The organism is Pseudomonas sp. NPDC090203, assembly GCF_044746765.1.
GTDB lineage: Bacteria > Pseudomonadota > Gammaproteobacteria > Pseudomonadales > Pseudomonadaceae > Aquipseudomonas > Aquipseudomonas putida_AD.
Genome location: NZ_JBIVCV010000001.1, coordinates 305,029 through 325,726, shown reverse-complemented (window position 1 = coordinate 325,726; position 20,698 = coordinate 305,029). Strand labels below are relative to the sequence as shown.

Below are 20,698 nucleotides of genomic sequence, written 5' to 3'. Positions count from 1 at the left end.
AAACAGCAGATTCCAGGGAGAGCAGCGATGTACAAGGTTTACGGCGATTACAATTCGGGCAACTGCTACAAGATCAAGCTGATGCTCAACCTGTTGGGCGCACAGTACGAATGGGTGCCGGTGGACATCCTCAAGGGCGAGACCGAAACCGAGGCGTTTCTGGAAAAGAACCCCAACGGCAAGATTCCGGTGCTGGAACTCGACGACGGCACCTGCCTGTGGGAGTCCAACGCCATTCTCAACTTCCTGGCCGAAGGCACGCCGTACCTTCTGACCGAGCCGCGTCTGCGCACCCAGATGCTGCAATGGCAGTTCTTCGAGCAGTACAGCCACGAGCCGACCATCGCCGTGGCGCGTTTCATCCAGTTCTATCTCGGGCTGCCTGAAGAGCGTCTTGAGGAATATCAGATCCTGCAAAAGCGTGGCTACAAGGCGCTCAAAGTGATGGAGAAGCAACTCAAGCAGACGCCGTTCCTGGTCGGCGAGCAATTCTCCATCGCCGACATCGCGCTCTATGCCTACACCCACGTGGCCCACGAGGGCGGTTTCGACCTGTCGCCGTTTCCGTCGATCCAGCGCTGGTTGACCCAGGTTCGGCAGCAGCCGGGTTATGTGGGTATGCTGGACTGACGATCAAGCTACAGAGGGAGTATTGGATGCGTAACAGGACGATAGTGCTCGGGGCCTTGATGGCCTTGAGCATGGCAGCCCAGGCAGAGGATTGCAGCAGCACCCAGGCCTCGATGAACGAGTGTGCGGGTAAGCAATACGCGGCGCTGGATGCCGAACTGAACAAGCAGTACAAGGCGCAGATGTCTTATCTCAAGACGCCGGCGCAGAAGAAAGCGTTGCAGGAAGCGCAGAAGAAATGGATCGCCTTCCGGGATGCCGATTGCCTGTATCAGGTTGGCAGGCGCGAAGATTCAGGCTCGATCTGGTCGCTGGAACAGTCCCAGTGCCTGGCCGATCAGACCAGAGTGCGGGTCGAACAGTTGAAAGCGTTCGTGGCGTGCCGGCAGGAAGGCTGCCCGAGGTAATTCTCAACCCGTAGCAGCACGGCTTGCCGGCGGGGCGGTGTGTCAGGTTCACAAATAGTGACTGAAACACCGCTCCCGCCGGCAAGCCGTGCTGCTACGGGACGGGAGACTAGACAGTGGCGAAACGCTTTTCCAGGTAATCGATGATGACCTTGGAGTCGTACATCCACACCGTCTGGCCTGCTTCTTCGATACGCAGGCACGGCACCTTGATCTTGCCGCCTTCATTGAGCAGGGTCTGACGGTCCAGCTCGTTGTTCTTCGCATCGCGCAGGGCCACCGGTACGTTCAGCCGGTGCAGGGTGCGGCGGGTCTTCACGCAGAACGGGCAGGCGTGAAACTGATACAGCGTCAGGTCCTTCGCCTGTGTCTCGACCGCAGCCTGCGCTTCTGGCGTGCGTTTCTTCTTGCCGGGACGCGTCAGCCAGTCGCCCAGAATGACCAACTGGCCCAGGCCGACCCTCAATGCCTTCATCAACATGCTTGCAACCTCTTCAGAACGCCCGCATCACTTGATCAGGCTGAGGAACTCGGTGCGCGTGGCGGAGTTCTCGCGGAATTCGCCCAGCATCACCGAAGTGATCATCGACGAGTTCTGCTTCTCGACGCCGCGCATCATCATGCACATGTGCTTGGCTTCGATGACCACGGCCACGCCCAGAGCGCCGGTGACCTGCTGAACGGCTTCAGCGATCTGGCGGCTGAGGTTTTCTTGGATCTGCAGGCGGCGGGCGAACATGTCGACGATGCGCGCGACCTTCGACAGGCCCAGCACCTTGCCGCTCGGGATGTAGGCCACGTGGGCCTTGCCGATGAAGGGCAGCAGGTGGTGTTCGCACAGCGAGTACAGCTCGATGTCCTTGACCAGCACCATTTCGCTGTTGTCGGAGCTGAACAGCGCGCCGTTGGTGACTTCTTCCAGCGTCTGCTCGTAGCCGCGGCACAGGTATTTCATGGCTTTGGCGGCACGTTTCGGGGTGTCGAGCAGGCCTTCGCGGGAGACATCTTCGCCAAGTTGACCAAGGATCTCGGTGTAGTTCTGTTCCAGTGTCACAGGGTTGTGTTCCGTGTGGGTTCAAGAAAAACGCAGGCTTGGTGGCCAGCAAAGGCGCACATAGTAGCCTAGCTGGGCGGGGAGGGGTACGGCAGGCGACCGACAAGCGATGGACAAGCCTGCGACACGTAGTCACCCAAACGTGATGCCGACAACCTTTACCTAACCTTTACCCTGCAAAAATGTCGAAATGTGTCCGCTTGGTGTCTGAGTTAATGGGTGATAGATGCCCGGATGAAGAGAGTAATCATAATGTTTAGCCGAATCGCGAAAATCGCACTGGTGATCGCCTTGATGTCATCGGTTTCGGGATGTTTTTTTGGCCCTGGATGGGGCCGTCACGGCGGCTGGGATCATCGCCACTATGATGGTGGCCACTATTATGAAGGGCGCGGAGGCTATGGGCCGGGACCTGGCTACTATCGTCGCTGATCTATTCTCGTCGGGTCGGGTAGCGATGGCTTGATCCCGCATTCCGCTCTGAATAAAGGCCGCCAGGGAAGTGTTCTTCCTTAGCGGCCTTTTTCGTTTCCGGATGGCGCCAGGTATCGGTTTCGATACCAGTGCGCTACCAAGTGGCGACGCAGTTTGGCGCAGGTGTGCTGTCAGACTTGGCAGGTGATGAATGCCTGATTTCTAGAGAGTAACGAGTATGTTGAGTCGTATTGCGAAAGTCGCGATGGTCATCGCGGTGATGTCGGCGATGTCCGGTTGCTGGCCGTTCTGGGGCCCGGGCGGAGGAGGTCACGGTGGTGGCCATGGCGGCGGTGGCGGCGGGCATTATGAAGGTGGCGGCCCGGGTGGCGGTGGCGGCCCAGGCGGCGGTGGCCCGGGCCCGCGCTGACGTTCGACTTCTACTCGTCCCGCCCTTCCATCATGGTGCGCTTGAGCATCACGTACACCGCTCCGGCGCCGCCATGCTTGGCCAGGCACGAGGTAAAGCCCAGCACCTGCGGGTGCTGGCGCAGCCAGGTGTTGACGTGGCTCTTGATCATCGGCCGCTTGCCGTCCAGGCGCACGGCCTTGCCGTGGGTGATCCGCACGCAGCGAATCTCCAGCTTAGTCGCCTCGGCGAGAAACTCCCACATGGTTTCCCGCGCCAGCTCCACGCTCATGCCGTGCAGGTCCAGGCTGCCCTCGAAACTGATCTGCCCCAGCTTGAGCTTGCGCATCTGACCTTCCTGAACCCCGTCGCGGGCCCAGTTGAGCGTGTCTTCGGGACCCACATCGATCACGAACTGGTCGGAAAGCCCGTCCACGGTGATGGTGGCGTCCGAGCGCACGGAAGCTGCCTGCCGAAGTTTGGCCAGATTCTTACGGTCGGTCTTGGGTTTGCCTACATCGGCGTGTTCAGTCTTGATCGGCTTTACGCCGCGAATCTCATTTCTGAACAGGGAAAAATCGTCGTCTTGCATGTCGGTCTCCGCGAAGGACGCCAGTTTAACCAAGTCACGCCGGAAACGGCGCGACTAATCCATGGAAAACGGCTGCGGAACACGTGGGAGGGGTCAGTCGTGTTTCTTCATCAAGTGCGCGGACATGCTCAATTCTCCGGCGCGACGACGGCGCCGGCGGCTGCGGCGCCACATCCAGACACCGATGTAGAGCAGAAACAGACCGATCACAATGGTAACCACTGCGCCCGCCGGGCTGGCGTTGAGTTCGCCGAGCGCGTCAGGGTGTCCGATCAGGCTGGCCACGCCGGCCATTGCCAGCAGCACGCCTGCTGTCGCGAGTAGAGCTGATATGGCCGCGCCAATGCGCATGCGCCAGTTGCTCTGGCCCTTGGGGCGCAGGCGACGGGCATCGAAACCATCGGATATCTTCATCCCGACTTCCTCTATGGGTATCGGCGCTCTGACCAGCCTGGGCCAATGTGGTTCCCGCCTGGTCGGCGCTCGGAAGCAAACACCAGTGATTAACGGATGGGCGGTTATGTGAAGGGGATCACACGCCTGATGAGGTTATTTGTACGCTTTTTCTTCAGGAACTGCCGGAAAATGATGCAAGTCGTTTACGACATCGCGGATCAACGGGTCAGTTCCTGATGAGGCGGGGGCAGTCAGATCAGGTCGGCAGTCATCGCGAGCTTGGCGAAGTTGTCGTTCATGATCGCCATTTCTGCCTGTTGCACGAGCTCTGCCTTGATGACGCCAGTCGGGGTCGGCAGGTCGCGAGTGGCGCAGGCGTCCTGGACCAGCGTGCAACGGAAACCGTATTCCTTGGCCGCACGCACGGTGGTGCTGACGCTTGAGTGGCTCATGAAGCCGCAGACCACCAGATCCAGGCGGCCGAGGCTTTCCAGCAGGCCGTGCAGGGTGGTGCGATCATCGTTGAGCACGGTGCCGTTCAGGGCATTGGGCAGGCGCTTTTCGATGATGATTTCGTCGGCTTGCGGCTGCAGTTCCGGCACGAATTTTCCGCGCTCGCCTTGTGGGTCGAACATGCCGCCGACGGTGCCCAGGTGGCGTACGTGAATGATCGGCGACTTGGCCACACGGGCAGCGGCAACCAGTTGCACGATGTTGTCGATCGCGGCCTGAACCCCGGTCAGGGCCAGTGGACCGCTCAGGTATTCCTTTTGCGCGTCGATGATGATCAGCGTGGCATTGCTCAAGGTGGCCGCCGCGTATTCACGGCCACTGAGTTGAAACATGGTCTTGGGACCGGTGTTTGGAACAGACATCTGGGGCTCCTTCGAGTGGGGCTTTTGCCACATTGTCCACTGGCAGAACGATTCTGTGAATCTCAATGCTCACAGGCGTCGTTTTTTTGCCGGGCTTCAAGCCGTCGAGCAGGTCGCGGTTACTGTCATATTGCCTGCAAAATCATCGAAAGGCTGTGGAAAGTTTCAACAGGCCGACCCGTGTCGGGCTCAGGCATCGTGTCTTGGCCGGATGGCTGATAGAATCGCCCGTCGTTTTTTCAAGGAGTCTTACGTGATCACTTCCCGCCTGCGCACCCTGCGCGATCATATCCGTTGGGCCGTCAGCCGCTTTCACGGGGAAGACCTGTTCTACGGTCACGGCACTGACAACGCCTGGGACGAGGCCCGCCAACTGGTGCTGGGCGCCTTGCACCTGCCTTGGGAAATCTCCGACAACTACCTGGATTGCAACCTGGAAGACGACGAGCTGGTCAATGTGCAGCGCCTGATCAAGCGCCGTATCGACGAGCGCGTTCCCACCGCCTACCTGTTGGGCGAGGCCTGGTTCTGCGGGATGTCGTTCATTGTCGATGAGCGTGTGCTGATCCCGCGCTCACCTATCGGCGAGTTGATCGAGAACGGCTTCACGCCCTGGCTGGCCAGCGAGCCTGCGCGAATCCTGGACCTGTGCACCGGTTCCGGTTGCATCGGCATCGCCTGCGCCGATGTGTTCCCCAATGCCGAAGTGGCCTTGGCCGACCTGTCGTTCGAAGCCCTTGAAGTGGCCAACCAGAACATCGAGCGCCATGGCCTGGATGGACGTGTCTACACCGTTCAGGGCGATGGTTTCGATGGTTTGCCGGGGCAGCGTTTCGACCTGATCGTGTCGAATCCGCCTTATGTCGATGCCGAAGATTTCGCCGACATGCCCGATGAGTATCAGCACGAACCGGAGCTGGCGCTGGCCTGTGGCGATGATGGCCTGAACCTGGTGCGGCGCATGCTGGCCCAGGCGGCGGATCACCTGACCGAGAAGGGTCTGCTGATCGTGGAAGTGGGCAACAGCCAGGTGCACGTCGAGGCGCTGTACCCGGAAGTGGACTTCGCCTGGCTGGAGTTCCAGCGGGGCGGGCACGGGGTGTTCATGCTCAGCGCTGAACAGTGCCGTCAGCATCAGGCGATCTTTGCCGCGCGGGTGTAAGCCAATGCGCTACCGCTTGTAGGAGCGCGCTTGCCCGCGATTGCGGTGTGTCGGTGCCAAATGTGCTGACTGACACGCTGCGGTCGCGGGCAAGCGCGCTCCTACGGCTGTTTAGATCAGCGATGCGTCGCAATCCAGATCAACAGCCCCGCCTGGAATACCGCGAAGGTCACCAGGCACGCGATGGTAAAGCGTAACCCGCTGTCGTCGCGCTTGTATTTGCCGACCTTGTCTTCGGCTTTCTTGATCAGCACTTCCTGTTCCTGAATCTTCTGCTCGGCCTGTTGCAGCATGTGCGCGGTGTCGAGAATCTCCACGACCTGCACTTTATCGGCGTTCCAGGTGCCGTTCAGGTTGCCGACCTTGACGTCCTTGATCGTTCCCTTGAGGTGCTGGGCATCGGCGTAGGCCACTTCGAAACCCAGCGCCTTGAGGAACTGGTCGCGGCGCAGGCGGGTGTCTTCGTTGAGCGCATCCTTGTTGGCCAGGGCGGTGCCGGCGATTTGGTAGTCAGACCAGCGCTTCTGGGCCCAGATCACACCCTGGGCCGCCATGAAGCGCCCCAGCCCACGATTGCAGGGCTCGATCTGCAGACCCGATTCCGGCCCGATGCGCACTGTGCGGTTGGCGTGGTCGACCCAGATGTCCAGCTGGTTCTGTTCCTTGCGGGTCTTTTGCCCCGGCAGGTTGTAGCTCATGCGCAGGAGGCTGAAGTCCTTGTTGCTGCGCTCGGCGCGCCCGAATTCGACGAACCGCAGTGGACGGGTGCCGGTGGCACGGTCGGTGGGCAATGGCGCCAGGCGCAGCATCGAAAAGTGTTCGGCGGATACGTTGTCCCACAGCACGGCCACGGCGACTTCACCTTCACTGGCGACGGCCTGGGCGGGCGCTTGATCCTCGATAATTGCTTCTGTCATCACGGCGATCCTGTTCTAGACATTGCTCGGCAAACACAATGCCAGCATCCCGCTATCGGCCAATTTTGCCGAAGCTGAAGGGGGATCGTTGCTGATCGCTCATGACGCTCCGCGTTGGGGGGGGGACGCTGATGTCGGGTGTATATCCGTTTTCGCGGTGGTTGGAATTAAGGGTTTCGCCCCTTACGGGCGACCTACTTTCTTTCGGGAAAGTAGGCAAACCATTTGCTCCTGGCTGGGGTCCTCCTTCGTCGGACTTCCCTCGACTCCGGCGCCGTTCCGGGGGCACGCCATGATGGGCCATCCATGGCCCGCACGGCTTTCGCGGCTCCTGCCGCTCATCCCCCTGCACGACGCCTGCGCTCGGCCTGGCGCCTTTACGTCGCGTTTGGCGTCGTCTGCACCATCGCGCATGAAGATCAAAAGCAAGAGCCTGGTTTGATCTTTCCCGTAGCAGTCCGGCTTGCCGGCGTCGGCGCCCTCAAAATCGCCGACGCCGGCAAGCCGTGCTGCTACGGGTCGGTGTTTACATCTGTAGGAGCGCGCTTGCCCGCGAAGGCGTCCTTGAGATCACCCCGCCGGCAAGCCGGACTGCTACGGGACGTGCAATCAGGCAGCAGGCACCGAATCGATGAATTTCATAATGCGGTCCGACAACTCGCTGGACAGCGGCAGCTGCGGGTCCTTGTAAGAGGCCAGTTGGCGTTTCATGTCCATGGGCACGATGCGCAGTACGTGGTTCATGCCGTCGATTATCGCCAGTTGCGAATCGGGCTTGGCCTTTTGCAGCAGCTCGGCATCGCCGACGCCGACCTGCATGTCGTTGCGGCCCTGGAGGATGAGGGTGGGGATTTTCAGTTTGCCGAAGGCGGCCGCCGGATTCTGGCGGAACAGGGAAATCAGGTAAGGCTGCACGCTGGGGCGAAACACCACTTGCAACGGCTCAGGCACATTGTCGTCGGTCTTGCCGGCCTTGATCTCTTCGATCAGCTCTTCACTGCGCGCCAGCAGGGGAGGCGGCAGCCGGTATTGCAGTTGCTCGCGCACCACCTGGTCCACCGGGCGGCCAGTGCCTGCCACGGAAATCAGGGCGCTCGCGCTGGCGCGCTCGGCAGCCAGCGATGCCACCAGCGCGCCCTCGCTGTGCCCCATCAGGATCAGTTGCCCCAGGCGCGGGTCGGCCTTGAGTTTCTCGCTCCAGGCCACCGCGTCGTCGACGTATTTCTCGATGGACAGGTCGCGTTCGTCAGGGGTGGCGGGGCGGCTGGCGGCCACGCCGCGCTTGTCGTAGCGCACGCTGGCGATGTTGTGCCGGGCCAGAATCAATGCCAGACGTTTCATGCTGTCGTTGCGTCCGCCGTCCGGATTGTTGCCGTCACGGTCGGTCGGGCCTGATCCGGCAATGATGAGCACCACCGGCACCGGCTTGTCGGATTTGGGCAAAAGAAGCGTGCCGAACAGCTCGCCCGTGCCGGTGTCCAGGCTGATGGGGCGTTGCAGCACGACCGGCGTGCCAGCGTGGGCCAGAGAAGTCAGCAGTGTGAGGGTCAAAGCGATTACTCGCAGCGGCATCAAGCCGCGGATCAGGGACATACCACGTAGCATCGCAGGGCCATCATCAATAAAGTGTGAAATTGGACGCGGTCAATTGAATAAGGTTCGCGCGTGATCTGTACGCAGACCCTGCGTATACTGGCGCCCTCGTGTTTTTGGTCGATTTATCGGAGCCTCCCGCATGTCCGGCAATACCTACGGCAAGCTGTTCTCTGTCACCACCGCCGGCGAAAGCCATGGTCCGGCGCTGGTCGCTATCGTCGACGGCTGCCCGCCGGGTGTCGAACTGTCGCTGGAAGATCTGCAGCGTGACCTGGATCGCCGCAAGCCAGGCACCAGCCGCCATACCACCCAGCGTCAGGAGGCCGATGAGGTCGAAATCCTGTCCGGCGTGTTCGAAGGCAAGACCACCGGGACCTCCATCGGCCTGTTGATCCGCAACACCGACCAGAAGTCCAAGGACTACTCGCAGATCAAGGATCTGTTCCGTCCGGCCCACGCCGACTACACCTACCACCACAAATACGGCATCCGCGACTACCGTGGCGGCGGCCGCAGCTCGGCCCGCGAAACCGCCATGCGCGTGGCCGCCGGTGCCATTGCCAAGAAATACCTGCTCAGCCAGGGCATCACCGTGCGCGGCTACATGAGCCAGTTGGGCCCGATTGAAATTCCGTTCAAGGGCTGGGAGTCGGTGGAGCAGAACGCCTTCTTCAGCCCCGACCCTGACAAGGTGCCGGAACTGGAAGCCTATATGGACCAACTGCGCCGCGATCAGGATTCGGTGGGCGCCAGGATCACCGTCGTCGCCGAAGGCGTGATGCCGGGCCTGGGCGAGCCGATCTTCGACCGCCTGGATGCCGAACTCGCCCACGCCCTGATGAGCATCAATGCCGTGAAAGGCGTGGAAATCGGCGCAGGTTTCGCCAGCGTTGCCCAGCGCGGCACCGAGCATCGCGACGAGATGACGCCTGAAGGTTTCACCTCCAACAATGCCGGCGGCATCCTGGGTGGCATCTCCTCGGGGCAGCCGATCGTTGCTCATCTGGCGCTCAAGCCAACGTCCAGCATCACCACGCCGGGCCACTCCATCGACGTCGATGGCAACCCGGTCGAGATGATCACCAAGGGTCGCCACGACCCGTGCGTGGGGATTCGGGCCACGCCGATCGCCGAAGCCATGATGGCCATCGTGCTGCTCGACCATCTGCTGCGTCATCGTGGCCAGAACATGGATGTCCGTGTGAATACGCCGGTTCTGGGCCAGCTGTAATGCCCCCGGCCGTTGCCGCTGCCAGGGTCCTGTGACCGTGGCAGCGCTGCCTTACTGGCGCCTGTCCAGTTTCTATCTGTTCTATTTCGCCTTGCTGGGCTCCACGGCGCCTTTCCTGTCGCTGTATTTCAATCACCTGGGTTTTCCCGCGGCACGCATCGGCGAGCTGGTGGCCATTCCCATGCTGATGCGCTGCGTGGCACCGAATATCTGGGGCTGGCTGGGTGACTACACGGGGCGGCGGCTGGCGATCGTGCGGTTCGGCGCCGTTTGCACGCTGGCCTGTTTTTCGCTGATCCTCGTCGACAAATCCTATGCCTGGCTGGCCATGGTGATGGCGCTGCATGCCTTCTTCTGGCACGCGGTCCTGCCGCAATTCGAGGTCATCACCCTCGCTCACCTGCAAGGCCAGACTGCCCGTTACAGCCAGATCCGGCTGTGGGGCTCGATCGGCTTCATTCTGACGGTCGTGGGTCTGGGGCGTTTATTCGAGGTGTTCAGCCTGGATCTCTACCCCCAGGCACTGTTGCTGATCATGGCGGGTATCGTCGCCAGCAGCTGGTGGGTGCCCAATGCCCAGCCTGCGCACTCGAGCGTGCGGACGGCAGGCGAGGGGTTTGTCCGGCAGTTGTTGAGCCCGGGCGTGCTGGCCTTTTATGTCAGCGTGGCGCTGATGCAACTCAGCCACGGCCCGTACTACACCTTCCTGACTCTGCATCTGGAGCACCTGGGCTACAGCCGGGGAATCATCGGCATATTGTGGGCCGTGGGCGTCGTCGCCGAAGTGCTGATGTTCCTGTTCATGAGCCGTATCCTGCAAAGCGTCAGCGTTCGTCACGTGCTGGTCGCAAGTTTCGCCCTGGCGTCGTTGCGCTGGTTGCTGCTGGGCAATTTCGCCGATCACCTGTCAATCCTGATCTTCGCCCAATTGCTGCACGCGGCTACCTTTGGCAGTTTCCACGCTGCGGCCATCCATTTTCTGCAACGCAGCTTCGGCCCCCGCCAGCAAGGCCAGGGACAGGCGCTGTACGCGGCGCTTTCCGGCACCGGTGGCGCCGTGGGTGCGCTGTACGCAGGTTACAGCTGGAACGCCCTTGGCCCAGGCTGGACCTTTGCCATTGCGAGCCTTGCGGCGCTGACCGCTGCGATCCTGGCCGCCGCCCGCATGAAAGCCGACTGACTATGAGGAAACCACGCCAATGAGCATTCTGTCCGTCTACTCCGTATCATCGCCTGACCTGCCGAACAAGGTCCTGACCCATCTCGAAGACATCGCCTCGACGCTGGCCGACCACGGCATCCTCTTCGACCGCTGGCAGGCGACCACCAAGGTTGTGGCCGGTGCCAGCCAGGAGGAAGTGATCAATGCCTATCGCCAGTCGGTCGATGAATTGATGACCGGGCGCGGCCTTGAGGCCATCGAAGTCATCAGTGTCAACGCGGGTTTTGGGCAGCAAGCCGAACTGCGCGCCAGCCTTCTCGACGAGCGACTGCACGACACCGATGAAGTGCGGCTTTTCGTGGCGGGCCGTGGGCTGTTGTCCTTGCACATCGGTGATTTCGTCTACACCGTGCAATGCGAAAAGAACGACCGGATCAGCATCCCCGCAGGCACCCGACACTGGTTCGACCTGGGCGAACAGCCGCATCTGGTGGCCATTCGTCTTTTCGCCACCTCACAAGGTGCGGCGGCAAAAATCACCGGTGACGCCATCGCCAGTCAGTTTCCTCGCCTAGACGATTGAAACGCTCGCGCGATTGAAATTCCCGTCTCCCTGAATCGCTCGCCCATTGAAAGTTGCGCAGCCCGAGGCGCAACTTCTCGAACGTCAAAGTGTTCAATCTCGTACAACTTCGTGCAGGGGTTGATGGTGCAATGTTGGCCATTTTTGCGACTTGGTCGACAAAAATGTAAGCGCGTTTTGGATATTTTGTAAGACATTGCCTGTTTATGAGTCAGGCAAGACTGTTTGTTTTGCACCGTGTGTTTAACCCTTCCAGTCTGTGTAACCCTTGTCCTGTCGAAGCCTGACAGCCCTTGAACGTACCGTGCCCTTGCAGCCTTTTTGCAGGGCCTGGCGCGTCCGGCCGGCTGCAATCAACTTCAAACTCTAAAAGAGCATTCAGGGACGACAGTTGACGTTTTATACGGAGGGGAAAATGAAAAACGTGGAAACAGGGACATTGAGTCCGTTGATTCAGCAGATGGTCAGCAGCGTTACCGAACAGGATGGCGATGCGGCGATTGCCAACGCGCTCGACTGGCTCAGGGAAGAGTGTCGCTGTGAGCGGGCGATGCTGTATCAATACCGTGAAGGCGCGTTGCTCAGTTGCATCACATCCAATGTCGACCCTTACTGGAAGGACCTCTACGTTCAGGGACGGCTGATGATCGAAGATCCGGTCATCCGTTGTTTCCGGCACACCATGGGGTTTCTGGACTGGATGCAGGCGTTCCAGACCTACCCGCCATCATCGGCCTATCTGGCAGCGGTGCAGGATTGCCAGTTGTTACCGGCCTTTTCGTACGGCTACAGCAGTGAAAACCGCGCCAACCGGGGCGTGATTACCGTCTGCTCGCTCAATGGCATGGAGCGGCCGCTTACCCACAACGATCGCTATCTGCTCACAAGCCTGGTGCCGATGCTGCACGTCGCCGGCAAAGGCCGGCAACTACTGACAAGGGCGTTGACGCCCAAGGAGCTCGAAATACTCAAATGGGCCAGGGAAGGCAAGACGGCGTGGGAGATCGGCCTGATCAAGGAGGTTTCCGAGGCGACGGTCAAGCATCATTTCAAAAGCATCTACGCCAAGCTCGGTGTCTCGAACCGTGCGCAGGCCGTGGGTGAGGCCCTCTGCCGAGGCATTCTTCGCTGACCCGGCACCCGTCGGCGTCGCGTTGCAGCGTGCAATGAATTGCACGCAAAAAAAACCGCGATGGCTCAGGTAGCGATCGCGGTGTTTCAAAAGGGATGCTTCGGCAGTGCGGCAGGCCCGACTCAGCGAGTGTGATAGGTCGGCAGGTCGAAACGGTGCTGGCTTTGCAGCATCGAGATGGCCGGCAGTTCACTCGCCTGAGCGGCCAGGTCGCGACGAATCGCGCTGATGACCCATTCCAGCTGAACCGGTGTGTGCAGTTGGGCGTAAGACACTGAACGGCGAATCTGTTTGCCCTCACCGTTACGAAGTGAAAGCAGCACGCCACCATCCGGACGCGGTTGGGTGGTGACTTCAAAATCGGAAAAGACAGAAGCGAATTTCTCTTGGATGAAAGTCATGTCTAGCGGCTCCATTGCTCAGTGATAACAAGCTTGGGAGTACTAGTGCAGTGACTGTGCCATTATTGATAAATAAAAAAACCTTTATAAATCAATGAGTTAAAATTTTGATCAGGACCGGGTTTCGTGCATTTTGCATGAATGGCCATCTGCGCATCCTGCATTTTGCCGCAAAAGGCTGACTGTATACGTGGGCGAGGAGGGGAGATGGAGCGCTGTTGAGAATTATGACCGCGACGTCCCGGAAATATTTCGTGTGGTTTCAGCAATTTTTCAACCGGGTCGATAAACGGCATTTTCTATGGGCACTATGCGAAAGGTTCATGGCGAGACAACTCTTGAGCTGTCATCGTTGTCGACATCAGCGCAGGCAGTGCATTTCTGAACCTGCGAGACGAATCGACCGAACAGACGCGCATACAAGCAGCGCTACAGGAGTAGAGCAATGTCCGATACCCCCAATGCCCCAGGTTCCGCCACCCGCATGACCGATGACGAGGCGCTGGAATTTGCCGAGCAGGTATTTGACCGCGCCCGGGCAGGCGACGCTGTGATGCTCGACCGCCTTCTGGAGAACGGATTGACCCCCAATCTGCGCAACCACAAGGGCGATACGTTGTTGATGCTCGCCAGCTATCACGGCCATCAGGATGCCGTGAAAGTGTTGCTCAAACACCACGCCGACCCGGAAATCCGCAATGACAACGGCCAAAGCCCCATTGCCGGTGCGGCTTTCAAGGGCGATCTTGCGGTGGTGCAGCTCCTGGTGGAGGGCGGTGCGGATGTAGAAGGTGCATCCGCCGACGGGCGCACGGCGCTGATGATGGCAGCCATGTTCAACCGCACGGCGATTGTCGACTACCTCATTTCCAAAGGCGCCAACCCCCACATCACCGACGCCAAGGGCGTCACGCCACTGATGGCTGCCCAGACCATGGGCGCCACCGAGACTGCCGAGCAACTGACTCGCCTGGGGCGCTGATCCGCAGCGGTTCAATTTGCAACAGATGCGCGGGTCAATTTGATAGAGGTGCGGGGGATTTGCGGCTATCCTTCGCGCCTGTTTTTTCAGCTCGGAATTGCCCCGCCATGAAAGCCTCACTCATCGAATTCATCAGCAAGATCAGCTCCGGCTGCATGAGCGACGAGGAAATCGAAAAGATTGCCGACGAAGCCGCCCAGGCCTACGCCGATCCCGACGCCTTTCTGGCCGCCAACCCCGACATCAACTACGACGATACCTTCCCCATCCCGCTGGGTGAATGGATCGTGATCGGCAGCCTGCCGGAAACCGTGATGTTCCAGGCTGACACCTTCATGGACCTGTTCAGCGAAATCACGGCCTCGTTCGGCCCCGGCGTCGCGTTCAATATAAAGCCAAAGCAGCTGGCGAAAACCGAACCGCTGACCGCCATGAACCGCATCCAGATCCAGATGGGCAGCATGAACAAGGAAATGGGCGGCTATGTGGTGATGAACATCAGCGAGCCTCTGGACGACGAACTGCAGACCGTACTGGTCTACGGCAATGACCAGGCGCGGGTCATGGAACTGGGCGTCGAACTGGGCATTCTGATCGAGCCGACCCTTGAGGCGCTCAAGGCGCAGGAGTGAAGGCTTCGAGGGCGTTTTGAAATATCTGCCGACGAACGGAACCGTCGCCAAGTGCCACTACTCCTAATAGGGGCAAGCCCTCAATAAGGAGCGACACCATGGGTTCCACCTTTAATGGTCTGATTGGCCTGATCATTCTGGCTCTCGACATCTGGGCCATCATCAACGTATTGAAGAGCGGCGCCGAAACCGGCATGAAAATCCTCTGGGTGCTGCTCATCGCGCTCCTGCCGGTACTGGGCCTCATCATCTGGGCCATCGCCGGTCCTCGCGGCAACGTGCGGATCTAGCCTGCTGCCAATTTCCCTGGAACACCGACGCCCGATTGGCTTGCCAGCAATCGGGCGTTTTCATGGGGTTTCCCTACACGTAATGTTACGTTTACGTAACTTAAATGTAAAAATGTCATATCCGCATAACATGGACTTGTGATGGGTTCCTGTTACGTATACATTCCATTGACCTTTAATTGTTATACAGGCATAACAAATGGATGCCTTGCTCATCGTTGAGCGTCTGGGACGTCAGATCGCGGATATGCGCAGAGCTCGAGGCCTCACCCTGGTTCAGTTGGCCGCACAGTCGGGGCTGACTCGCCAGAAACTGGCAGAGATCGAGAAGGGCAGTCCCACCGTATCCATGAGTGCCTACGCCAAGGCGCTCGCCGCTCTGGATGCGGAAATCAAGACAGTGCCCGCCCGGCGCCCGTCGTTCGAGGAACTGCGTGAGGTGTTTCGATGAAGCCACTGGATCGCGTGCGCATCCATACGCCGGAGGGGGAGAGCGGCGAACTGTCTCTGGCCGACTCCGGCGACTACCTGTTCCGGTATGGACTGGACGCCAGGCCCGGCTCGCAGATCAGCCTGACGATGGCTGTGCGTGATGCTGCTTTCACGTCGCGAACGCTGCATCCGGTCTTCCAGATGAACCTGCCCGAAGGCTATGTCCTCGAGCAACTGCGCAACCGACTGGCCAAGACCACGCCGATCAACCCCATGTTGCTCATGGCATTGACGGGCAGTGGCTCGCCGGTGGGGCGGCTAGCCGTTCAGTCGCCAGCGATAGATCAACTCCTGGGCGAGGGCCGTCAGGCCAAGGGCCGAAGCCTGGGGCAGATCCTCAGTTGGGATGGCGCTCACGATCTTTTTGCCGAGTTGGTGGACAGCTACATCCTGCGCACCGGGATTTCCGGCGTCCAGCCGAAGGTCCTGGTGCCAGAGCAGGATGAGGGGCCGGATCCGAAAGCGACCTTGCTGATGCCGGAACTGATAGTGAAGTCGGGCAGGGCGGATTTTCCGGGATTGGCCATCAACGAATTTGTCTGCATGGACGCTGCACGCAGAGCGGGCATGCCGGTGCCGGAGTTCTACCTTTCGGACAACCGCCAACTGTTTGTCATGCGCCGTTTTGACCGCGAACACGACCAGCGCCCCATCGGATTCGAGGACATGGCGGTATTGATGGGGCTGGGAACAGAGCAGAAGTACGATTCGAGCTACGAAAACATATCCCGGGCGATTGGCCTGTTCTGTGCCCCGGAACATGTGGCGTCATCCCGGGAGCAGCTCTTCGACATCGTCGCCTTGAGCTGCATGGTCGGCAATGGCGACGCCCATCTCAAGAACTTCGGACTGCTGTATCGCGACCCCTTGGGCGCAGATGCCCATCTGGCGCCCGCGTACGATATCGTCAACACGACGGCCTATATCGAAGAAGACAGCCTGGCGTTGCGTCTGGCGGGATCGAAGAGTCTCTATGCCTCGCGGTTGGGGATCCTTGACCTGGCATCCACGTGCAATATCTCCAAACCCCGGCCACGCATCAGACGGCTGATTACGGCAGTGGAGGAGTCACTGGAACACAATGCTGCACTGGCTGAGCATGCCCCCAAGGTCTTTGCGGCAATCGGATATGCGTTGAAACTTTTCGATGACTCTTTCGAATGAGTTGTTTGTAAGAAAATATTAGAACACTGTCCAAACAACGGAATTTTCACTGCATCTTCGTGAAAATCCGCAGCGCCTTGTCTGTGCCCAGTCCCACCGGCGGGACAAATCGGCGGAGCGTTGATGAAGAATGCAGCGCATCGGTGATAAAGCGCAGGCGTTCACGTAGTATTTGCCCCCCGCGACCGGACCTGCATTGCAGCTGCGGACGCGTAGGCTTTCTGAACCTAAACCTGAATCCAACGGATCCCAAGACACATGGCCAAAACGGACGCCCCGGCGCGCGCGCCGCAACCTACCGTCAAATCGCACCTGGCTTACACGCTGTTGAGTGGCCTGGCGCTGATGGTCCTGTACACCCTGCTGCGCGTGGCGCTGCTGGTCTACAACCGTGAAGGGATCGGCGCCACGCCGGCCTCGACGTTCATCGAGGCTTTCGGCAACGGGCTGCGTTTCGACCTGCGCCTGGTGGTCTACATCCTCATCCCGCTGCTGCTGGCGCTGTTCAGCGCACGGTTGATGGCTGCACGAGGTTTCTTCCGATTCTGGCTGACGCTGGTGGCGAGCCTCACCACGTTCTTCGGCCTCATGGAGATGGACTTCTACCGTGAGTTCCACCAGCGCCTGAACGGCCTGGTGTTCCAGTACGTCAAGGAAGATCCGAAAACCGTTCTGAGCATGATCTGGTACGGCTACCCGGTGGTGCGCTACCTGTTGGCGTGGGCGCTGCTGACCTGGCTGCTGAGCCTGGTGTTCAAGGGCATCGACCGCCTGACCCGGCCGCGTGGCGGCTTCAACATCGGCAGTTCCAGCAACCGCATCGTTGCGCCATGGTACACCCGCGTCGGCGTGTTCGTGCTGTGCCTGGTGGTGGCGGTGATCGCTGCGCGCGGCACCTTGCGTCAAGGCCCGCCGCTGCGTTGGGGCGATGCGTACACCACCGAATCGAACTTCGCCAACACCCTGGGCCTGAACGGTACGCTGACACTGATCGCCGCCGCCAAGAGCCGGATGTCCGAAGACCGCGACAACATCTGGAAAGCCACCCTGCCAGTCGCTGAGGCGCAGCAAACCGTGCGCGACATGCTGCTGACCGCCAACGAGAAACTGGTCGATCCAGGCACCGCCGCCGTGCGCCGCGAGTTCACACCGCCTGCCAGCAACACGCTGCCGATCAAGAACGTCGTGGTGATCCTGATGGAAAGCTTCGCCGGGCACTCGGTGGGCGCGCTGGGCGACGAATCGAATATCACCCCGTACTTCGACAAGCTGTCCGAGGAAGGCCTGCTGTTCGACCACTTCTTCTCCAACGGCACCCACACCCACCAGGGCATGTTCGCCACCATGGCGTGCTTCCCGAACCTGCCGGGCTTCGAATACCTCATGCAGACGCCTGAAGGCAGCCACAAGTTGTCCGGCCTGCCGCAACTGCTGAGCGCGCGCAAATACGACGACGTGTACGTCTACAACGGCGACTTCGCCTGGGACAACCAGTCCGGGTTCTTCAGCAACCAGGGCATGACCAACTTCATCGGCCGCAACGACTTCGTCAATCCGGTGTTCTCCGACCCGACCTGGGGCGTGTCCGACCAGGACATGTTCGACCGTGGCGCCGAAGAGCTGAAAGCCCGCGAGGCCAAGGGCAAGCCGTTCTACGCCTTGCTGCAAACCCTGTCGAACCACACCCCGTACGCCCTGCCAGCGAACCTGCCGGTGGAACGCGTCACCGGCCACGGCACGCTGGATGAGCACCTGACGGCCATGCGTTATTCCGACTGGGCCCTTGGGCAGTTCTTCGAGAAAGCCAAGAAAGAGCCTTACTACAAAGACACCTTGTTCGTTGTAGTCGGTGACCATGGTTTCGGGAACAACGAGCAGATCACTGAAATGGACCTGGGCCGTTTCAACGTGCCGATGCTGATGATCGCGCCGGGCCTGCAGGACAAGTTCGGCAAGCGCAGCAGCATCGTCGGCACGCAGATCGACATCGTGCCGACCATCATGGGCCGTCTGGGTGGCGACACCGTGCACCAGTGCTGGGGCCGCGATCTGCTGAACCTGCCGGCGGGCGACCTGGGCTTTGGCGTGATCAAGCCGTCGGGTAGCGAGCAGACGGTGGCGATCGTCACTGGCAACCGCATCCTGATCGAGCCCAAGGAAATGGAGCCGAAGGTCTACAGCTACGAGCTGGGCACCAAGCCTCATGCTGAACTGGTGCCGGACGCACCTGACGTCGCCGAGCTGCGCAAGAAGCTCGACAGCTTCCTGCAAACCGCGACCAAGAGCCTGTTGGACAACACCGCTGGCGTGAAAGACGCCAAGCCGTGATGGCGAGTCGTTGATTAGAAAAGGGGCCTTCGGGCCTCTTTTTTATTGGGCGCTCGTCAGCATTCCAATCGACCCGACACCCCGTAGCAGCACGGCTTGCCGGCGGGAGCGATCTTGAGGCCGCCCCCGCCGGCAAGCCGTGCTGCTACAGGACCGGATTGACCCAAAGATTTTGCCTTTGCCTTTGCCTTTGCTTTTGATCTGCATGCGCGATGGCACAGGCGCCGCCGAACGCGACGTTAAGGCGCCAGGCCGAACGGAGGTGTCGTGGAGGGGGATGAGCGGCAGGGAAGCCGCGAAAGCCGTGCGGGCCAGGGACGGCCCATCACGGCGTGCCCCCGGAACGGCGCCGGAGTGAGGGAACCGGGACGAAGTCGCGGCCCAGCCTGTCGCAAATGGCTTTGGTTACTTTCCCCGAAAGGAAAGTGACCCGCCGTAAGGGCGGAAGGCCGAATCAGCGTCACCCTCGTCAACGGATATGCTCACCAAATCATAAACCACCGTGACGCTCGAATTCGGGACATATCCGTTGTCGTGTTGGCTGGACTCTAGGGTTTCGCCCCTTACGGGCGACCTACTTTCTTCCGGGAAAGTAGGCAAACCATTTGCGACAGGCTAGGGTCCTCCTTCGTCGGACTTCCCTCCCTCCGGCGCCGTTCCGGGGGCACGCCATGATGGGCCGTCCCTGGCCCGCACGGCTTTCGCGGCTTCCTGCCGCTCATCCCCCTCCACAACGCCTGCGCTCGGCCTGGCGCCTTGACGTCGCGCCCTGTGTCGCCTGTACCACCGCGCATGAGGATCAAGAGCAGAAGCAAAAGCAAAAGCAAAAGCAGAAGCCTCGGTTTACTCCATCCCGTAGCAGTCCGGCTTGCCGGCGTCGGCGATCTTGGGGGTGCAAATGATCTAACGCCTCACGGCAAAATACCTTGAACAAATCCCAAAAAATCACAGTCCGATTTCGGTAGGCCAACGTGTGGCCTGACTGAGGAGACATTGATGAAAGTCTGGACTGTTTCGTTTCTGGATAAAGAAGGTGTGCAGCAGACCCTCGATCTTGAATCCGAGCTGCGTCCCAGTGAGGAAGAGGCCGCAAGGCGACTGCGCCCACGCCTGTTCCCGGTCACCAATGACCTGGACCTCAATGACCTGGAGGGGCGAACACAGGAGCCCACCGTCAAGACACTCAAGGAACAGAACGCCGTACAGATCATCTCCATCATCGAGGCGTCTTGAAACTTACTGAGCGACATACCGCAAACTGCCAATTGGCAACGCCCGGACAATGGGCGTAATCTGCAAACGAGGCCGGTGAGGCATCTACCCGAGTCACATCGCGCATGGGTGCCAGATTTGTAACAGCAACACCGGCCTTGCAGCGACATGCTTGAATCCCGGGCGGTGGATGACCCGCCGCTCAACGCCTCTGTTGCAGGGGGCGTTCAGGGATCGTTGAAACTCTATCTATCGTTGCATAGGAGGACGTTTCATGAGCACGACCTACCAGGAAGACATCAGCACCCACGTGCTGCGCCGCATGAAAGAAGGCGGTTTCGACTTCGCCCGCATCCACCCCATCGAGTTCTACGCCGTGTTTCCGGATGAGAAACGCGCGCGTCAGGCTGCGAGAAAATTCCGCGGCGAGTCCCTCAATACTCAAATCAACGCCCGTGAGGACGGTGCGTGGCACCTGCAACTGAGTAAATTGATGTACGCCACCTACGACGCCATAGGAGACTTCGAACAGGACTTTCAAAGCGCGATCATGGGCCTCGATGGCGAGGTCGAAGGCTGGGGCGTGAAGCAGGAGATCAAGCGGCTTCATTGACTCTGACATGGCACACGCCCCTGT

24 protein-coding genes are annotated in these 20,698 nt (G+C 60.0%); 16 read left to right on the top strand and 8 right to left on the bottom strand.

Annotation, left to right across the window (positions count from 1 at the left end; translation table 11 throughout):
• The first annotated feature begins 27 nt into the window (after positions 1-27).
• Complete coding sequence (locus tag ACIPO9_RS01455) at positions 28-630, top strand: glutathione S-transferase family protein (protein ID WP_274132522.1); 603 nt, start codon at positions 28-30, stop codon at positions 628-630.
• A 26-nt stretch (positions 631-656) separates the two neighbouring features.
• The gene (locus ACIPO9_RS01450; protein ID WP_274132521.1) at positions 657-1,037 is read left to right on the top strand and encodes a lysozyme inhibitor LprI family protein; all 381 of its coding nucleotides are present in this window, start codon (positions 657-659) and stop codon (positions 1,035-1,037) included.
• 109 nt (positions 1,038-1,146) lie between these two features.
• Here ACIPO9_RS01450 and ACIPO9_RS01445 read toward each other — a convergent pair whose 3' ends face one another.
• Positions 1,147-1,518, bottom strand: coding sequence for a glutathione S-transferase N-terminal domain-containing protein (locus tag ACIPO9_RS01445; RefSeq protein WP_400778415.1), 372 nt, complete (start codon positions 1,516-1,518; stop codon positions 1,147-1,149).
• A 27-nt stretch (positions 1,519-1,545) separates the two neighbouring features.
• A complete protein-coding gene (gene folE / locus ACIPO9_RS01440; RefSeq protein WP_274132519.1) occupies positions 1,546-2,091 on the bottom strand; it encodes a GTP cyclohydrolase I FolE in 546 nt (181 codons plus the stop codon).
• A gap of 652 nt (positions 2,092-2,743) precedes the next feature.
• Between folE and ACIPO9_RS01435 the strand changes: the two genes are divergently transcribed.
• Positions 2,744-2,935: a hypothetical protein gene (locus ACIPO9_RS01435; protein WP_274132518.1), complete on the top strand. Its 192-nt coding sequence runs from the start codon at positions 2,744-2,746 to the stop codon at positions 2,933-2,935.
• Between the two features lie 10 nt (positions 2,936-2,945).
• Here the strand turns inward: ACIPO9_RS01435 and ACIPO9_RS01430 are convergent, their stop codons facing one another.
• The 3 genes from ACIPO9_RS01430 to ACIPO9_RS01420 form a co-directional block, all read right to left on the bottom strand.
• Complete coding sequence (locus ACIPO9_RS01430; RefSeq protein WP_274132517.1) at positions 2,946-3,506, bottom strand: Smr/MutS family protein; 561 nt, start codon at positions 3,504-3,506, stop codon at positions 2,946-2,948.
• A 93-nt stretch (positions 3,507-3,599) separates the two neighbouring features.
• Positions 3,600-3,920 carry a hypothetical protein gene (locus tag ACIPO9_RS01425; protein WP_274132516.1) on the bottom strand — a complete coding sequence of 107 codons (321 nt, stop codon included), beginning with the start codon at positions 3,918-3,920 and terminating at the stop codon, positions 3,600-3,602.
• A 233-nt stretch (positions 3,921-4,153) separates the two neighbouring features.
• Positions 4,154-4,777, bottom strand: coding sequence for a cysteine hydrolase family protein (locus tag ACIPO9_RS01420; protein ID WP_274132515.1), 624 nt, complete (start codon positions 4,775-4,777; stop codon positions 4,154-4,156).
• Between the two features lie 253 nt (positions 4,778-5,030).
• Here ACIPO9_RS01420 and prmB point away from each other — a divergent pair, with 253 nt between their 5' ends.
• Entirely contained in the window at positions 5,031-5,939 is a 909-nt protein-coding gene (gene prmB, locus ACIPO9_RS01415; protein ID WP_400778412.1) for a 50S ribosomal protein L3 N(5)-glutamine methyltransferase, read from the top strand.
• 116 nt (positions 5,940-6,055) lie between these two features.
• Here the strand turns inward: prmB and ACIPO9_RS01410 are convergent, their stop codons facing one another.
• Entirely contained in the window at positions 6,056-6,856 is an 801-nt protein-coding gene (locus ACIPO9_RS01410) for a hypothetical protein (RefSeq protein WP_400778409.1), read from the bottom strand.
• Positions 6,857-7,465: 609 nt separating this feature from the next.
• Positions 7,466-8,461 carry an alpha/beta hydrolase gene (locus ACIPO9_RS01405; protein ID WP_400778406.1) on the bottom strand — a complete coding sequence of 332 codons (996 nt, stop codon included), beginning with the start codon at positions 8,459-8,461 and terminating at the stop codon, positions 7,466-7,468.
• A 130-nt stretch (positions 8,462-8,591) separates the two neighbouring features.
• On the opposite strand from ACIPO9_RS01405, the gene aroC reads away from it, so the two are divergent.
• The 4 genes from aroC (at position 8,592) to ACIPO9_RS01385 (ending at position 12,560) form a co-directional block, all read left to right on the top strand.
• Positions 8,592-9,683 carry a chorismate synthase gene (gene aroC, locus ACIPO9_RS01400; RefSeq protein ID WP_274132511.1) on the top strand — a complete coding sequence of 364 codons (1,092 nt, stop codon included), beginning with the start codon at positions 8,592-8,594 and terminating at the stop codon, positions 9,681-9,683.
• Positions 9,684-9,720: 37 nt separating this feature from the next.
• Positions 9,721-10,863: an MFS transporter gene (locus ACIPO9_RS01395; protein WP_400778403.1), complete on the top strand. Its 1,143-nt coding sequence runs from the start codon at positions 9,721-9,723 to the stop codon at positions 10,861-10,863.
• 19 nt (positions 10,864-10,882) lie between these two features.
• The gene (locus ACIPO9_RS01390) at positions 10,883-11,428 is read left to right on the top strand and encodes a 1,2-dihydroxy-3-keto-5-methylthiopentene dioxygenase (RefSeq protein WP_400778400.1); all 546 of its coding nucleotides are present in this window, start codon (positions 10,883-10,885) and stop codon (positions 11,426-11,428) included.
• 415 nt (positions 11,429-11,843) lie between these two features.
• Entirely contained in the window at positions 11,844-12,560 is a 717-nt protein-coding gene (locus ACIPO9_RS01385) for a LuxR family transcriptional regulator (protein WP_274132508.1), read from the top strand.
• Positions 12,561-12,682: 122 nt separating this feature from the next.
• On the opposite strand, the gene ACIPO9_RS01380 is transcribed toward ACIPO9_RS01385, so the two are convergent.
• A complete protein-coding gene (locus ACIPO9_RS01380) occupies positions 12,683-12,961 on the bottom strand; it encodes a DUF3509 domain-containing protein (protein WP_274132507.1) in 279 nt (92 codons plus the stop codon).
• A gap of 445 nt (positions 12,962-13,406) precedes the next feature.
• Between ACIPO9_RS01380 and ACIPO9_RS01375 the strand changes: the two genes are divergently transcribed.
• The 8 genes from ACIPO9_RS01375 (at position 13,407) to ACIPO9_RS01340 (ending at position 20,674) form a co-directional block, all read left to right on the top strand.
• A complete protein-coding gene (locus ACIPO9_RS01375; RefSeq protein WP_400603792.1) occupies positions 13,407-13,943 on the top strand; it encodes an ankyrin repeat domain-containing protein in 537 nt (178 codons plus the stop codon).
• A gap of 107 nt (positions 13,944-14,050) precedes the next feature.
• Positions 14,051-14,575 (top strand): hypothetical protein, encoded by a 525-nt coding sequence (locus ACIPO9_RS01370; protein WP_400778397.1) that lies wholly within the window; start codon positions 14,051-14,053, stop codon positions 14,573-14,575.
• A gap of 98 nt (positions 14,576-14,673) precedes the next feature.
• Positions 14,674-14,865: a PLDc N-terminal domain-containing protein gene (locus tag ACIPO9_RS01365; protein WP_166594949.1), complete on the top strand. Its 192-nt coding sequence runs from the start codon at positions 14,674-14,676 to the stop codon at positions 14,863-14,865.
• A 199-nt stretch (positions 14,866-15,064) separates the two neighbouring features.
• Positions 15,065-15,316, top strand: coding sequence for a helix-turn-helix domain-containing protein (locus ACIPO9_RS01360; RefSeq protein WP_274132503.1), 252 nt, complete (start codon positions 15,065-15,067; stop codon positions 15,314-15,316).
• The gene (locus ACIPO9_RS01355) at positions 15,313-16,521 is read left to right on the top strand and encodes a type II toxin-antitoxin system HipA family toxin (protein ID WP_400778395.1); all 1,209 of its coding nucleotides are present in this window, start codon (positions 15,313-15,315) and stop codon (positions 16,519-16,521) included. The genes ACIPO9_RS01360 and ACIPO9_RS01355 overlap by 4 nt, the downstream gene beginning before the upstream one ends.
• 258 nt (positions 16,522-16,779) lie before the next feature.
• Positions 16,780-18,849 (top strand): LTA synthase family protein, encoded by a 2,070-nt coding sequence (locus tag ACIPO9_RS01350; RefSeq protein WP_400603785.1) that lies wholly within the window; start codon positions 16,780-16,782, stop codon positions 18,847-18,849.
• 996 nt (positions 18,850-19,845) lie between these two features.
• Complete coding sequence (locus ACIPO9_RS01345) at positions 19,846-20,082, top strand: hypothetical protein (protein WP_274136845.1); 237 nt, start codon at positions 19,846-19,848, stop codon at positions 20,080-20,082.
• A gap of 253 nt (positions 20,083-20,335) precedes the next feature.
• Complete coding sequence (locus ACIPO9_RS01340) at positions 20,336-20,674, top strand: ribonuclease E inhibitor RraB (RefSeq protein WP_274136847.1); 339 nt, start codon at positions 20,336-20,338, stop codon at positions 20,672-20,674.
• Positions 20,675-20,698 lie beyond the last annotated feature (24 nt).

Bases quoted from the DNA above. Each gene is read 5' to 3' on its own strand.
- ACIPO9_RS01455 (WP_274132522.1), top strand. From the start codon at position 28: ATGTACAAGGTTTACGGCGATTACAATTCGGGCAACTGCTACAAGATC.
- ACIPO9_RS01450 (WP_274132521.1), top strand. From the start codon at position 657: ATGCGTAACAGGACGATAGTGCTCGGGGCCTTGATGGCCTTGAGCATG.
- ACIPO9_RS01445 (WP_400778415.1), bottom strand. From the start codon at position 1,518: ATGTTGATGAAGGCATTGAGGGTCGGCCTGGGCCAGTTGGTCATTCTG.
- ACIPO9_RS01435 (WP_274132518.1), top strand. From the start codon at position 2,744: ATGTTGAGTCGTATTGCGAAAGTCGCGATGGTCATCGCGGTGATGTCG.
- ACIPO9_RS01430 (WP_274132517.1), bottom strand. From the start codon at position 3,506: ATGCAAGACGACGATTTTTCCCTGTTCAGAAATGAGATTCGCGGCGTA.
- ACIPO9_RS01425 (WP_274132516.1), bottom strand. From the start codon at position 3,920: ATGAAGATATCCGATGGTTTCGATGCCCGTCGCCTGCGCCCCAAGGGC.
- ACIPO9_RS01420 (WP_274132515.1), bottom strand. From the start codon at position 4,777: ATGTCTGTTCCAAACACCGGTCCCAAGACCATGTTTCAACTCAGTGGC.
- ACIPO9_RS01410 (WP_400778409.1), bottom strand. From the start codon at position 6,856: ATGACAGAAGCAATTATCGAGGATCAAGCGCCCGCCCAGGCCGTCGCC.
- ACIPO9_RS01405 (WP_400778406.1), bottom strand. From the start codon at position 8,461: ATGCTACGTGGTATGTCCCTGATCCGCGGCTTGATGCCGCTGCGAGTA.
- aroC (WP_274132511.1), top strand. From the start codon at position 8,592: ATGTCCGGCAATACCTACGGCAAGCTGTTCTCTGTCACCACCGCCGGC.
- ACIPO9_RS01390 (WP_400778400.1), top strand. From the start codon at position 10,883: ATGAGCATTCTGTCCGTCTACTCCGTATCATCGCCTGACCTGCCGAAC.
- ACIPO9_RS01385 (WP_274132508.1), top strand. From the start codon at position 11,844: ATGAAAAACGTGGAAACAGGGACATTGAGTCCGTTGATTCAGCAGATG.
- ACIPO9_RS01380 (WP_274132507.1), bottom strand. From the start codon at position 12,961: ATGACTTTCATCCAAGAGAAATTCGCTTCTGTCTTTTCCGATTTTGAA.
- ACIPO9_RS01375 (WP_400603792.1), top strand. From the start codon at position 13,407: ATGTCCGATACCCCCAATGCCCCAGGTTCCGCCACCCGCATGACCGAT.
- ACIPO9_RS01370 (WP_400778397.1), top strand. From the start codon at position 14,051: ATGAAAGCCTCACTCATCGAATTCATCAGCAAGATCAGCTCCGGCTGC.
- ACIPO9_RS01365 (WP_166594949.1), top strand. From the start codon at position 14,674: ATGGGTTCCACCTTTAATGGTCTGATTGGCCTGATCATTCTGGCTCTC.
- ACIPO9_RS01360 (WP_274132503.1), top strand. From the start codon at position 15,065: ATGGATGCCTTGCTCATCGTTGAGCGTCTGGGACGTCAGATCGCGGAT.
- ACIPO9_RS01355 (WP_400778395.1), top strand. From the start codon at position 15,313: ATGAAGCCACTGGATCGCGTGCGCATCCATACGCCGGAGGGGGAGAGC.
- ACIPO9_RS01350 (WP_400603785.1), top strand. From the start codon at position 16,780: ATGGCCAAAACGGACGCCCCGGCGCGCGCGCCGCAACCTACCGTCAAA.
- ACIPO9_RS01345 (WP_274136845.1), top strand. From the start codon at position 19,846: ATGAAAGTCTGGACTGTTTCGTTTCTGGATAAAGAAGGTGTGCAGCAG.
- ACIPO9_RS01340 (WP_274136847.1), top strand. From the start codon at position 20,336: ATGAGCACGACCTACCAGGAAGACATCAGCACCCACGTGCTGCGCCGC.